Raw genomic sequence first — 13130 nt, 5'->3', positions numbered from 1 at the left:
GGCGTACCCCTACGTCGCGTGCAGCGCCAGTGTGGGGGACAGGCGGGCCGCTCGTACCGCCGGGCACGGCCCCGCCACCACCGAGACTGCCACGCCGCCCGCGGCGGACCGCGGCGGCCCCGGCGCCTACATGCCCTGCGGCACCCGCGCCGGCCGGCCCGAGCCCCGCGTCAGGGCGTAGCCGCCGACGCCCGCGAGCGCCGCGAGGACACCGCCGGCCGCCGTCCACAGCCAGCGCGAGGACCACCAGCCCGAGGACCAGCCGTCCTCCGGCTCGGTGGCCGCGGCGGGCCGCTGCTTGTCCGAGCCCGCGCCCGGCACCAGCGGCTCCGCCAGCGAACCGTCCACCGCCTGCGCGCCGCCCGCGTCGGTCGTGGTGACCTTCGTCTCGGCCCGCACCGGCAGACCCAGGTCGTCCGCCTTGAGATCGGAGACGGTGAGCCGGATGTAGTACGTGCCCGGCAGCGGGTCGTTCGCCCACCGCTCCGACCAGGCCCGCACCGTGCGCAGCGTGCACGACAGCGACACGGACGCGGCGTCCTGCGCGGCCGTCCGCGCGGGCGTGCCGAGCCGGCAGTCCTGGCGGCGCCGCAGCCCGTCGTACACGTCGACCCGCCAGGTGGACGCGGCGTGCCGGGCCGCGGCCTCCGGCAGCTTCACCGTGGCGTGCACGGTGGCGCGCTGCCCGGTGTCCAGGGGGACCGCCCAGTACAGGTAGTCACCCGTGGACGCCTCCGCCGTGGCCTGCTGGTCGGGGCGGATCGGCGTGGCGGTGCGGAAGGACGTGCCCGCCTCCGTCACCTCGTCGGCCTTGTCGGGCTCGTCCTGGTCGGCGACCGCGACGCCCGCCGCCCCGGTCAGGGCCAGCAGGGCGGCGCAGGAGACCGCCGCGATACGGCCCCACACACGTGTCGTACGCATCAGTTGGTCCTCCAGACCGCGAAGCGCCAGCGCGAGAGCCAGCCCCAGACCACACCGGCCAGGAAGCCGACGAGGACGAGCAGGCCCAGCAGCCACCAGCCGTGGCCGAGCCCGAAGAAGGCGACGTCGGACGCCTCGTCGGAGGAGTCCACCAGGTCGACGGCGAGCTCGACCGGCAGGCCCGGCGTCGTCTTCACGGAGGCGGGCGCGGAGAACGAGTTGCTGACGCGCAGACAGACGGTCTCCGCCGTGTTCTCCTCGTCCTCGTCGTCCGCCTCGGGGGTCGGATAGCGCAGGCCCGTCGAGATGACGTCGGTGCGCCCGTCGCCGGACTCCTGGCCGCGCACGAGCTCGCGGCCGTTCGGCGTCTCGGCGCGCAGCAGCACGCCGTAGTCCTGGTTGACGGCGCGGTCCGCGCCCACGCTCACCGAGGCCCGCAGCTCCTTGCCCGCCGGGACCTCCACGCGGTACCAGCGGTGCTCGCCGAACTTCTCGCGGTCGGTGTACAGGCCCGACTCCAGCTTCGGCGCGTCGGTGCACTGCGCCGCGCCCTTCGCCTCGACCGGCGTGACCACCGGATCGGCCGCGCGGTCCACCAACTGCTTGACCCGGCCGGAGAGTTCATCGGTGTGCCGGATGGAGGTGTACGTGCCTCCGGTGGCCTCCGCGATGCAGCTCAGCTGGTCGCGGGTCTTGGCGTCGGGCACCAGGCCGAGCGTGTCGATGGTGAGGTGGATGCCCTTGGCGGCGATGTCGCGGGCGACCACGCACGGGTCCAGCGGCTGGCAGGTGTCCTCGCCGTCCGAGATCAGCACGATGCGGCGGCTGCGCTCGGCCTCGTCGTCGGTCAGGTCGTCGGCCGCCTTGAGCAGCGTCGGGCCGATCGGGGTCCAGCCGGTCGGCGCGAGCGTCGCGACGGCGGTCTTGGCGTCGGTGCGGCCCGCCTTGTCGAGCTGCTCCACGGGGTAGAGCAGCTCGGTGTCCTTGCAGCCCGTCTTGCGGTCGTCGCCGCGGTAGTTGGCGCCGAGGGTGCGTATGCCGAGCGCGACCTCGTCCGGGGTCGCGTCCAGGACCTCGTTGAAGGCCTGCTTCGCGGCGGCCATGCGCGACTTGCCGTCGATGTCGCGGGCCCGCATCGAGCCGCTGACGTCGAGGACGAGCTCGACCTTGGGGGAGGGCTGTGCCGGTTCGTCGTCGTCCTCGGCGGCCGCGGCGGGGCCTGCCGTGACGAGCCCGGCGGTCAGGGCGGCGAGCAGGGCGATGACCCAGGCCGCCGGCCGTTGTCTTGTGATCATCGCCGGATCCTATTGATCTCGGCGTACATCCCCAAAACGGCGTCAGACCACGACGGAGGGCCACGGCTTGACTACACGTCATGGTTCGGCGAGGGTGTGCGGCGCGTCACGCGGGAGCCACCCCACGGACGTCATCGCCTCAGCTCACGGCCCCCGAACGCGCCGCTCCCGTCCGCCTGCTTCCACCACGTCTCCAGCGCCGTCCCGTCCATGGCCCGCCAGTCGGGAGTCGCCTGGACGAGTGCCCGGCCGAGCCGCCGCCCGAGGTCCACCATCGAGCGTCCCGAGGCGGTGCGGTCGGTGTCGTACGTGTCCAGGGCCTGCGCCCAGGTGTCCGCCGTGACCAGCGCCGACTCCAGGACCGTGGCGTCCTGGAGCGCCTTGACCGCGCCCGCGCCGGTGTGCGGCCGCGCCACCGCCGCCGCGTCGCCGACCAGCAGCACGCGGTCCGCCGTGCAACGGGGTGCGGTGAAGTCGTACATGGGCTGGAGGAAGAGCTCGGCGGGCGCCGTCTCGCGCAACAACGCGCCCCAGAAGGGCGGTACGAGCTCATCGGCGACGTACGCGAGATGCGCGGCGAGCGCCCGCGTGAGGCCGCCCGGCGGGAGGCTCGTGGGGCCGGTGAGGCGCAGGTCGAGGCCGAGCCCGAGATCGAGGTCCGGGGGCGGCGCGGTGTACAGGACCCAGTTGACGCGGTGGCCGCCCGCGCCGTCGGGGATGCGGTAGAGGATGACGTGGCCGCCCGGGAAGACGACGTACGCGCAGTCGTCCTCGGCCCACAGGTGCGGATCGGCGAGCCTGGCCTCGGGGAACGCGCCGCGCCAGGCGAGATACCCGGCGTACGCGGGACGCACGTCGCCGAACGCGGACGTCCTGGCCACCGAGCGGTAGCCGTCCGCGCCGACGACGAGGTCGAACTCCTCGGTGCCGTCGGCCGTGTCGACCCGCACGCCGTCAGGACCCGGGTGCAGCGCCTCGACGGGCGTGCCCGCGCGGAAGTCCGCAGCCTCGGGGACCCGGCTCCTCAACTCCCGCCACAGCGGACCCCAGTTGTACGTACGGAAGGGAAAAGGCGTCTCGGCGATCTCCCGGCCCACCGGCGAGGCGGCCGTGTCGTCCCGCACGTACCAGCGCCTGCGCACCATCTGCACCCACGGCATGGACGCGTCCAGGTATCCGGCCGCCTCCAGCTCCGCGTAGCGCGCGTCGTGCACGGCGAGCCCCACGCCCCGGTCCGCCAGGTCCCCCGACGCCCGCTCGTACACGGTGATCTCGTCCGCGCCCCCGCGGTGCGCGGCCAGCGCCGCCGCGCACCCGGCGATGCTGCCGCCCACGACGGCGACCCTGCCTCCACGCATCATGACGTCATCCTGGCAGGGGTGGTGACCGTCTGTCAGCGCAGGGAGACCCCGCGGCCCGCGAAGAACGGCGCGAACTCGGCGACGGACAACAGCGCGGTCCGGGTGGGCGCGTCGATGCCCGACGGGTTGTGGAAGTGCAGCAGCCCGTCGGCCGTACGCCCGGTGAGCAGGACCAGGTGGCCGCCCCTGCCCGGCGCGGGGCGGTGCGGCCTGCGGATCTCGTAGTGGACGGAGGCGATGACCTGGCGGCCCTCGTCCAGCAGGGCGGTGATCTCCTCGACGGAGAGGTGCCGGTGGACCGTCGCGTCGACGCCGTGCTCCTCGCGCGCGTACTCCGCGAACGGGGCGTAGATCATTCCCTTGATCACCCCGTCCGTCTCGGTGTACGCGCCGTACTTCAGGGCGCCGTCCCGCAGGGCGAACAGGGACGGCGCGGACGGGCCGAGCGCCATCCTGAAGCAGGTCAGGCCGCACAGGTGGCCGCACCAGCGCGCGTAGTCGTCGAGGGTGGCCGCGCCCGAGGTGCGCCAGGCCGGGTCGGCGGCGCGGTCGAACCCGTCGTACACGATGGGCGCGACGAGTTCGGGCGAGGCGAACTGCGTCTGGACCGGCTGTGCGCAGGTGGTGCAGGGCGGTGTCACGGTGCTCCCGGTGGTCGGTGCGACGGTCGGAGTCACTGACGGTAGCCGCTCAGGAAGCGGCCGATGCGGCTGATGGCCGCGTCGAGGTCGTCGGCGTGGGGGAGGGTGAGGATGCGGAAGTGGTCGGGGGCGGCCCAGTTGAAGCCGGTGCCCTGGACGACCTGGATCTTCTCCTGGAGCAGCAGGTCCAGGACGAACTTCTCGTCGTCGTGGATCGGGTGGACCTTCGGGTCGAGGCGCGGGAACGCGTACAGCGCGCCCTTCGGCTTCACGCAGGAGACGCCCGGGATCTCGTTCAGCTTCTCCCAGGCCCGGTCGCGCTGTTCGTGCAGCCGGCCGCCGGGCGCGGTCAGTTCGCGGATGGACTGGCGGCCGCCGAGCGCGGCCTGGATGGCGTACTGGGCGGGGGCGTTGGGGCACAGCCGCATGGAGGCGAGCATCGTCAGCCCCTCCAGGTAGCTCTTCGCGTGCTGCCGCGGTCCGGTGACGACCAGCCAGCCGGAGCGGAACCCCGCCACCCGGTACGTCTTGGAGAGACCGCAGAAGGTGAGGACCACGAGGTCCGGGGCGAGGGCGGCGACGCTGTGGTGCACCGCGTCGTCGTACAGGATCTGGTCGTAGATCTCGTCGGCGAAGACCATCAGGCCGTGCCGCCGCGCCAGGTCGAGGATGCCCTCCAGGATCTCCTTCGGATAGACCGCGCCCGTGGGGTTGTTGGGGTTGATGATCACGACCGCCTTGGTGCGGTCGGTGATCTTCGAGGCCATGTCGTCGAGGTCGGGGTACCAGTCCGCGGACTCGTCGCACACGTAGTGGACGGCCTTGCCTCCGGAGAGGGTCGTCACGGCGGTCCACAGAGGGAAGTCCGGGGCAGGGATGAGGACTTCGTCGCCGTCCTCCAGGAGTGCCTGCACCGCCATGGTGACCAGCTCGGAGACGCCGTTGCCGAGAAAGACGTCGTCCACGGAGACGTCGTCGAGGCCGAGCGCCTGATAGCGCTGGGCGACGGCGCGCCGGGCGGAGAGGACGCCGCGCGAGTCCGTGTAGCCGTGCGCGTTCGGGAGCATCCGGATCATGTCCTGGACGATCTCCTCGGGCGCCTCGAAGCCGAAGAGCGCGGGGTTGCCGGTGTTGAGGCGCAGGACGCTGTGGCCCGCCTCCTCCAGGGCGTTGGCGTGCTCGATGACGGGGCCCCGGATCTCGTAACAGACCTCGCTGAGCTTGCTCGACTGCCGGAACTCCATGCGGTGCGCCTCCCGTGACGTGTGTGACTTGGTTTTACCAAGTCTCCGCTTGGAAAGTCCAACAACTTGCATAGACTATGCCGCATGCCACCTCAGCAGCCCCGGCCGAACGCCCGGTCCCGCCGAAGCTACGACCAGTACTGCGCCACCGCCCGGGGCCTCGACGCCGTGGGCGACCGCTGGACCCTCCTGATCGTCCGGGAGCTGCTCGCGGGGCCGCGCCGCTACACCGACCTGCACGCGGACCTGCCCGGAGTCAGCACGGACGTCCTCGCCTCGCGCCTGAAGGACATGGAGCAGCAGGGCCTTTCCACCCGCCGCCGCCTGTCCCCGCCCGCCGCCGCGTACGTCTACGAACTCACCAACAGGGGGCGTGAGCTGCTGCCCGTCCTCCAGGCCCTCGCGGCCTGGGGCGCGCCCGCCCTGGCCGAGCGCAGGCCCACGGACGCGGTGCGCGCGCACTGGTTCGCGCTGCCGCTGCTGCGTGTCCTCGCGGGTGTCGGGGGCGACGGGCTCGTCCAGGTCCGGCTTGCCGAGGGGGAGTTCCACGTACGCGTCGGGGGTGACGGGGAGTCCTATGGCGAGGGCCCCGCGCCGGACGCCCCCGAGGTGTGCCTCGCACTGGACGCGCCGACGTGCGTCGCGGTGAGCAGGGGTGAGCTGACGGTGGGCGAGGGAGTACGGGAGGGCCGGATCGAACTCTCGGGCGAGGGTGTTCTGGCGAAGGCCCTGCTCGCGAGCTGAGCGGTGCCGGGGGCCGGCGGGACGTCGAGCCGTCCGGCGGGCGGCCGTCCACGGTGCGGGGCGCGGGGGCAGGCCGCCCGCGGCGCGGTTGACAACTGCTGCTTGCTGATCAACAGTTGGTGTTTGTGGATCTGGACCTGGCGCTGGTGCGATCGTTCGCCATCACCGCGGACGAGCTGCATTTCCGGCGTGCGGCCGAGCGTCTGTGCATCACGCAGCAGGCGCTGTCCCAGCGGATCCGGCGGCTCGAACTGCTGCTGGGGGTCTCGCTCTTCGTCCGGGGCAACCGGAGCGTCGCGCTCACCGACGAGGGCCGGCGGTTCCTGGCACCGGCCCGGCGGGTCCTGGAGGCGGCGGAGCAGGCCGTGCGGGCCGTGCAGCCCCGCGAGCGCCGCCCGCTGCGGGTCGACGTGGTCGACGGGCGGCTCGCCCCGCTCCAACTGGTCCGCAAGCTGCTGGAGGAAGACCCCGAGCTGCCGCTGAACATGAGCATGCGGCAGTCGCTCGGCGCCGCGCTGCCCGCGCTGGCCCGGGACGAGATCGACACGGCGTTCGGCCGGGTCCACGACGTGCAGGGCTGGTCGGCGGAGTTCTCGCACCGCCTCGTGCGACTCGAACCGCTGCGGGCGCTGGTGCCGCGCACCCACCCGCTGGCCGACCGCGACGAGCTGCGGATCGAGGACCTGCGCGGCGGCGGCATCTGGCAGGCGCGCTACGGCGTGACGTCGGAGTGGGAGCAGTACGTGCGCCGCCTCGCCGACGCCTTCGACATCTCCCTGACCCTGTCGGGCGCGGCGCTGAGCGACGAGCACTTCGTGGAACGCCTCTGGAGCCACGGCGAGATGGCGTGCCTGGTCGGCGCGGACGTCTCCTACGGCCGGTCGCCGGACATCAGGAGCATTCCGCTCGTCGACCCCACGCCGGTCTATCCGTGGTCGATGGTGTGGCGCCGGCAGGCGGGCCATCCGCTCGTCGACCGGCTGGTCGGCCTGGCCAAGCGGTCGGCCGGAGATTGGCTGACCCATGGGCCCGGGGAGATCTGGCTGCCGGCCCCCGACCGGGCCCTGCTGCGCGGCGCGCCGGTCGAGGCGGACGTCCTTCCCGGCTGAACAGGCCATCATCACGTCGCCCGACGCCGGGGCGCCTGGCGTGAACTTGATCGTTTGTGGGCGACGCGGTCCGGGTAACCGAGCGCGCCCCGGGCCCGATACGGCGGCAACGGACCGTCCCGCGTACCCGTTCCCAAACATCTCCTGATCGCGGTGTCAAGTCACCGCAGAGCCGTCCGGATTCCGGCGAGGCTCTTTGCGACCCTTTGGGGCGCAGGTATTGCCGAGGTAATGTGCCGGTGGTTAATAAGAAACTCGAAGAAGAGCTTCCGGATATGGAGGAAATGTGCTCCACCGGTTCCAGGGAAAGAGGGCGATGACCGCAGGCGCGGTCGGTGTTCTCTTTCTCGCGCAGCTTGCAAGTGGTTCATCATCGGCTGCGGCGGGGGAAACCGAGGTCACTCCGCCGCCCATCTCCCAGAATCAGGTCGAAAAGCACCTGAAGGAATTCGAACGAATAGCGGACGCGCACGGCGGTGACCGGGCGTCCGGCACGCAGGGGTACGCCGAGTCGGTCGCGTACACCGAAAAGCTGCTGAAGGCGGCGGGTTACTCGATCCAGCGCCAGCAGTTCCCTTTCCTCTACACCAGGACGCTTGAGGAAAAGCTCGTGCTGCGGGACGGCGGCACACCGGGCGTCGTGGTCAGCGGCTACTCCCCGTCCACGCCCCGAGGCGGCCTGACGGCACGGCCGGTGGCCCTGGGCGGGGACGCCGAGCGCAGGCAGGGATGCGGGGCCGCCGCCTACGACGGCGTGCCCGCCACCGGGCGGATCGCGCTCGTGGACGCCGGCGGCTGCTCGATGGACGACAAGCAGCGGGTGGCCGCCGAGGCCGGCGCGTCCGCCGTGCTCGTCGCCAACACCGGCCCCGGCGAACTGCACACGTGGCTCGCCGACCCCGCGAAGGCCCGCATACCCGTCGGCGGCGTCACCCAGCAGACGGGCCGCCGGCTCGCCGAAGAGGCACAGGCCGCACGCACCGTCCACCTCACCCTGCGCTCGCTCACCGAGCGCCGCACCACCGAGAACCTGATCGCCGTGAGCCCCGGTGGCAACCCCGAGCACACCGTGGTCTCCGGCGCCCACCTCGACTCCGTGCCGGAGGGCCCCGGCATCAACGACAACGGCGTCGCCGCCGCCGTCCTGCTGGAGAGCGCCCTGGCGGCGGCCGGTGACCACGGCAGCAGGCCCGGCGACAACCGGCTGGTGTTCGGCTTCTGGGGCGCCGAGGAGTTCGGCCTCCTCGGCTCGCAGCACTACGTCGACTCGCTGACCCCCGAGGAGCGCGGGCGCACCGCCATGTACCTCAACCTGGAGATGATCGGCGGCTCCAACTACGGCCTGTTCACGCTGGACTCGGACGCCGTCGACCCCGGCACCGGACAGCGCCCCGCGCCCGGCTCGCAGGAGATCGAGCGCAGGCTGACCGAGGCGTTCGCGGCCCAGGGCCGCACGTCCCGGCCCGCGTCCGCCGACGGGCGCTCCGACTATGTGGCGTTCCGCGCCGCGGGCATCCCCACCGGCGGGCTCTACGGCGGCTCGTTCGAGGCCAAGACCGCCGAACAGGCCGCTCTGTGGGGCGGCACCGCGGACCGGCCGTACGACCCCTGCTACCACCTGACGTGCGACAGGACCGCGCAGTACAGCCGCGCGGGTGCGCAGCTGCACGGGCAGGCGTTCCAGACGGTGCTCACGCACTTCTCCCGGCACCGGCTGGGTGAGGGGAGCGCCCAGGGTGGCTGACGAGACCGCGCCCAGACCCGTGGTGGGCGCGCTCATCCGCGATCCGCTCGGACGGATCTTCGTGCAGCGCCGCTCGGCCGACCGGCGCCTGTTCCCCGGGTGCTGGGACGTCGTGGGCGGCGCCGTGGAGGACGGCGAGACCCATCACGAGGCCCTGCGCAGGGAGATCGCCGAGGAGACCGGCTGGCGGCTGCGCAGGGTGCTGGCCCGCGTCGTGCACGAGAGCTGGACGGCGGACGGCGTACGGCACCTGGAGTCGGACTACGTCGTCGAGGTGGACGGCGACCTGTCGGCACCCCGGCTCGAACGGGACAAGCACCCGGAGTTCGCGTGGGTGGCGCCGGAGGACGTCCGCCTGCTCGACGAGAACGTCCGGCGCGGTGCCGGCACCTTCATCAAGGACGCGGTGGCCGCCGGACACGCCTGGCTCGCCGGATCCGCGCGCCACTGAGGGCTCGCGGCCGCCCTCGTCCTCTTCTCCGTCCACGACCACGTCTTCGTACACGAGTACGTCTTCGTCCACGACCGAGTCTTCGTCCACGCTTTCGTCTTCGTCACCGGCAGAGGCAATTACGCGAGGGGGATGTTCTGCATGTCCATAGTTTCACCGAAGCATGCGCAATCGAGGCCGCGGGCACTGATGGTCGGATTCGCGGGCCACCAGGGAAAGGAGTACTTACCGGTCGTGCGGGAGTACGCCGATATCGTCGGGGGCGTCGACTGCGCCCCCGACGCGGGGGCGCTCGCCGACGACTGGGGCTTTCCGCGCTTCACCGGAATCGGGGAGGCGCTCAAGCGGGTCGACTTCGACGTCGCGATGGTCACCGTTCCGCACAGCGAACATTTTCCCGTGTGCCGGGAGTTGCTGCTGCATGGTAAACACATCGTCAAGGAGAAGCCGTTCGCCGTCACGGAGGAAGAAGCCCGACAACTGATAGAACTCGCCGAAGGAGCGGACCGCAGCGTCTATACGCTCCTCCAGCGCAATTTCAACCCGGTGTTCCAGTTCGCCCGCAGGAACCTGGCCCGCATCGGGGAGCCCTACTGGTTCTCGTACGACTACCACTTCAACCTGGCGCAGCCGACGAGCGGTTGGCGCGCCTCCCGCGAGCAGGCGCTCGGCGGGGTGCTGCTCGACATGGGCTACCACCTCATCGACGTGCTCAGCGGGATGTTCCCCGAACCGACCCGGGTGAACGCCGCCTTCGTCCACCACTACCAGGAGATGCGCGACCGGCACCTGGAGGACCTGGTCAGCCTCATGTGCAGCTACCCCTCACCGACCCTGTCCGGCTCGCTGCGCATCTCCCGGCACAACCACGAGAAGTCCGAACGCCTCTGCGTCCTCGGCACCGGCGGCGCGCTGAACGTGGAACCCCACGCCGCCACCGTGCACTCCACCGGCGGCCGGCTCCTCGAACGCTTCATCCTCCCGGGACCCAAGACCGACGCGGTACGCGCCATGATCGCCCACTACCTCGGACACCTCGACGACCGTGACGTCCGCGCCGAACACGTCCGCCGGCAACTCACCACCGTGCGCGTGATCGACGGGATCTACCGGGAGCGGTCACGGGAGCGGAACGAACTCGCCGACCGGACCACCTGATCCCCACCGTCCCGAGGCACCTGGAGAGAAACGTGACGTTGAGCATCATCCTGACGCGCACACCGGGGGAGTATCTCGCCGCCGCCCTGGACCGGCCCGCCACCGCACCTGTGGCCGTCCCCGTGCTCGACCCCACGGACCGCCACGTGTGGCCCCGCCGGATCGCCGCACGCCTGGGCCTGCCGCTGGTCACCGCCCACGACGCGGGCCCGTCCGCCGCCCCGTCCGACGACGGCGACGTCCTGCTGGGCGCCGCCCTCACCGAGCTGCGCGCCGGACGGGACGACCACCTCGTCGTCGCCGTGGCCCACGGCGAGGACCACGCCTTCGCCCACCCGGCGGCCGTCTACGCCCTCGCCAAGCGCGCCCGCCTCCTGCTGGCCGCCAACGAGGACGACATCCACCGGACGATACGGTCGGCCCCGCCCCGCTTCCTGACCCTCGTCGGCCCCGCCGCACTGCTCGACTTCGGCCTCACCACGCGGATCCGCGCCCGCTTCCCCACGCTCGACCTGGGCGTCCTGTACGCGCACAGCGTCGCCAAACTCAGCGAGCTCGTCCTCAAGACGCTCGTCTACCCGCAGGCCCCCGCCACCGCGGACGTGCTCGTCGCCCCGCTCCTCAAGGGCAACGAACCGCTGCACAACGGTCCGTTGACCATCTACCCGCAGGACGCCGTCGACGCCGCCGCCTTCTCCCGGCCCGTCCCCGGACCTGGGGACGGGGACGGAACCGGCGCCGACCGGGCGACGGCACCCGCCCCCGGTGAACCGGGCCCGATGCACCGCCTGTTCAGCGTCATCACCCACGGCAGCGAGGACTACCTGCGGCTCACCTCGCGGGACATCCTGTGCGGCCTCACCCCCGACCCCGCCGAACAGGCCGCGGCACGGCGGGAGTCACGCACCCTGCCCGCCTGCATGCACGGCGGCGACTGCGTCTACCCCGACGCACGGCGCTGGGACCCGGCCGCCGTCGCCGCCCAGATCGTCTTCGCCAACGCCTGTCTCACCCTCAAGCTCGGCAGCCAGCTCTTCGGCCGCCACAACCGCTTCACCGTCGCCCAGCGCTTCCTCGACTCCTGGGCCGGCACCTACATCGCCAGCCCCCTGCTCAAGGACGGCACCCCCGGCGAGAACCTGCTCTTCCACTACCTCCTCGACGAGGGCGGCAGCGTCGGCGGCGCGGTCCGCCAGGTCAACGACAGCCTGCGGCGCTGGGGCATCGACGCACCCGAAGTCCTCGTCATCGGCGACCCGGAGGCCCGCTACGCCCCCGCCGCCGAGGCACCCGTGCCGGACGCGGTGACCTGGCAGGAGGAGCAGGGGCGGGCCGAGATCACCTTCGAGGGACGGCTGCCCGCGTTCACCCGCGTCCCCCTCAAGGACCCCGAGCTGCGCGAGGCCCACCGCGGCGGACAGCTGCGCCTCGTCCCCGCCGAGCCGTTCGGCGGCAAACTGCCGCTGTACGGCACGTTCGGCGAGAGCGCCGACGGTGAACTGTCCGCGCTGGTCTTCGGGTTCCAGGAACGCGGGCTCACCGGCACCGAGACCTCCCGCACGCTCACCGTCGCCCCGCACCGGCCGGCCGCCGCCGACCGCATCGTGCGCGCGGTCGAGCGCTACGAGAACCTCGCCGCGCTCGACATCAAGCTCGACAAGACCCGGTCGGTGCTCACCGACACGGCCAACAGCCTGCCCGCCGTGGCCCGCAGGACCAAGGACCACATCGCCGACCTGACCCAGTCCGATCCGCTGCACCGGGCCACCGAGCGCATCCTCGCCAACTGCGCCCGCCTCGACCGGCATCTGCTGGACACCCTGCTGCGCCTCACCGAGACCCGCGAGTACCACTTCGTGGAGGCGTACCGGCCCACGTACGCCGTCGAGGAGGTCCGCAGTCCGTACGGCGCGTGCCGCTACTGCGGCGAGGCCACCCACCGCTACACCAGCGCCCACGTGCTGCGCCCGTGGCTGCGCCGCCACCTGATCAGCTGCCCCGTGTGCGGCGCCACGCAGGACACCGAGGACGCCACGGTCGGCCTCGCCATCGAAGGGGACGCCGTCCTCGCGCCCGACAGCACGACCTCGCTGCGGGTCCACCTCACCAACGACGGCGCCCAGGACCTCGACCTGCTGCTCGGGGCCCGGATCACCCGCGGCAAGCCGCACGGCTTCCGGTTCGCCCTGAATCCCGACCGGCTGACCGTCCCCGCGGGCACCACCGCCACCACCGACCTCACCATCGTCACCGGTCGGCCGACGTCCCTGCACGCCATGCTGCTGCGCTTCTACGCCGTCGGCCTGGGACGCATCGACTTCGCGGGCCGCGACCTGCGGTTCCGCTGACCGCCGCCACTCCCCACGCCAGGAAGGACCCATGACGACCGCCGACAAGCTCGCCCTCCTCGGAGGCAGTCCCGCCATCGACCGGCCGCTTCCCCACGAGATCTGGCCGCCCCT

Annotated in this window: 11 protein-coding genes; 6 read left to right on the top strand and 5 right to left on the bottom strand. The window is 72.2% G+C overall.

The window, feature by feature from the left end:
- Positions 1-126 precede the first annotated feature (126 nt).
- The 5 genes from AB0L89_RS10055 to AB0L89_RS10035 form a co-directional block, all read right to left on the bottom strand.
- Entirely contained in the window at positions 127-921 is a 795-nt protein-coding gene (locus AB0L89_RS10055) for a hypothetical protein (RefSeq protein ID WP_365137281.1), read from the bottom strand.
- Positions 921-2216 carry a VWA domain-containing protein gene (locus AB0L89_RS10050; RefSeq protein WP_365137278.1) on the bottom strand — a complete coding sequence of 432 codons (1296 nt, stop codon included), beginning with the start codon at positions 2214-2216 and terminating at the stop codon, positions 921-923. Before AB0L89_RS10050 ends, AB0L89_RS10055 begins: the two co-directional genes overlap by 1 nt.
- A gap of 131 nt (positions 2217-2347) precedes the next feature.
- Positions 2348-3577 carry an FAD-dependent monooxygenase gene (locus AB0L89_RS10045; protein WP_365137275.1) on the bottom strand — a complete coding sequence of 410 codons (1230 nt, stop codon included), beginning with the start codon at positions 3575-3577 and terminating at the stop codon, positions 2348-2350.
- Positions 3578-3609: 32 nt separating this feature from the next.
- A complete protein-coding gene (locus AB0L89_RS10040) occupies positions 3610-4218 on the bottom strand; it encodes a peptidase (RefSeq protein ID WP_365137272.1) in 609 nt (202 codons plus the stop codon).
- A 32-nt stretch (positions 4219-4250) separates the two neighbouring features.
- Positions 4251-5462 (bottom strand): pyridoxal phosphate-dependent aminotransferase, encoded by a 1212-nt coding sequence (locus tag AB0L89_RS10035; RefSeq protein ID WP_365137269.1) that lies wholly within the window; start codon positions 5460-5462, stop codon positions 4251-4253.
- An 84-nt stretch (positions 5463-5546) separates the two neighbouring features.
- Here AB0L89_RS10035 and AB0L89_RS10030 point away from each other — a divergent pair, with 84 nt between their 5' ends.
- The 6 genes from AB0L89_RS10030 (at position 5547) to AB0L89_RS10005 (ending at position 13016) form a co-directional block, all read left to right on the top strand.
- A complete protein-coding gene (locus AB0L89_RS10030; RefSeq protein ID WP_365137266.1) occupies positions 5547-6206 on the top strand; it encodes a helix-turn-helix domain-containing protein in 660 nt (219 codons plus the stop codon).
- 125 nt (positions 6207-6331) lie between these two features.
- Positions 6332-7315 carry a LysR family transcriptional regulator gene (locus AB0L89_RS10025; RefSeq protein WP_365137263.1) on the top strand — a complete coding sequence of 328 codons (984 nt, stop codon included), beginning with the start codon at positions 6332-6334 and terminating at the stop codon, positions 7313-7315.
- Between the two features lie 316 nt (positions 7316-7631).
- On the top strand, positions 7632-9059 hold the full coding sequence (locus AB0L89_RS10020) for a M28 family peptidase (protein ID WP_365137260.1): 1428 nt from the start codon (positions 7632-7634) through the stop codon (positions 9057-9059).
- Positions 9052-9510: an NUDIX domain-containing protein gene (locus AB0L89_RS10015; protein WP_365137257.1), complete on the top strand. Its 459-nt coding sequence runs from the start codon at positions 9052-9054 to the stop codon at positions 9508-9510. The genes AB0L89_RS10020 and AB0L89_RS10015 overlap by 8 nt, the downstream gene beginning before the upstream one ends.
- Before the next feature lie 132 nt (positions 9511-9642).
- Complete coding sequence (locus tag AB0L89_RS10010; protein ID WP_365137254.1) at positions 9643-10668, top strand: Gfo/Idh/MocA family oxidoreductase; 1026 nt, start codon at positions 9643-9645, stop codon at positions 10666-10668.
- Positions 10669-10700: 32 nt separating this feature from the next.
- A complete protein-coding gene (locus tag AB0L89_RS10005; RefSeq protein ID WP_365137251.1) occupies positions 10701-13016 on the top strand; it encodes a hypothetical protein in 2316 nt (771 codons plus the stop codon).
- Positions 13017-13130 lie beyond the last annotated feature (114 nt).

It is taken from the genome of Streptomyces sp. NPDC052114 (assembly GCF_040680155.1).
Taxonomy (GTDB): Bacteria; Actinomycetota; Actinomycetes; order Streptomycetales; family Streptomycetaceae; genus Streptomyces.
Note: the sequence above shows the minus strand (reverse complement) of the source record. Positions and strands in the feature narration are given on the sequence as shown.

Coding starts and splice junctions, on each gene's coding strand:
- AB0L89_RS10055 (WP_365137281.1), bottom strand. CDS start 921: ATGCGTACGACACGTGTGTGGGGCCGTATCGCGGCGGTCTCCTGCGCC.
- AB0L89_RS10050 (WP_365137278.1), bottom strand. CDS start 2,216: ATGATCACAAGACAACGGCCGGCGGCCTGGGTCATCGCCCTGCTCGCC.
- AB0L89_RS10045 (WP_365137275.1), bottom strand. CDS start 3,577: ATGATGCGTGGAGGCAGGGTCGCCGTCGTGGGCGGCAGCATCGCCGGG.
- AB0L89_RS10035 (WP_365137269.1), bottom strand. CDS start 5,462: ATGGAGTTCCGGCAGTCGAGCAAGCTCAGCGAGGTCTGTTACGAGATC.
- AB0L89_RS10030 (WP_365137266.1), top strand. CDS start 5,547: ATGCCACCTCAGCAGCCCCGGCCGAACGCCCGGTCCCGCCGAAGCTAC.
- AB0L89_RS10020 (WP_365137260.1), top strand. CDS start 7,632: ATGACCGCAGGCGCGGTCGGTGTTCTCTTTCTCGCGCAGCTTGCAAGT.
- AB0L89_RS10010 (WP_365137254.1), top strand. CDS start 9,643: ATGTTCTGCATGTCCATAGTTTCACCGAAGCATGCGCAATCGAGGCCG.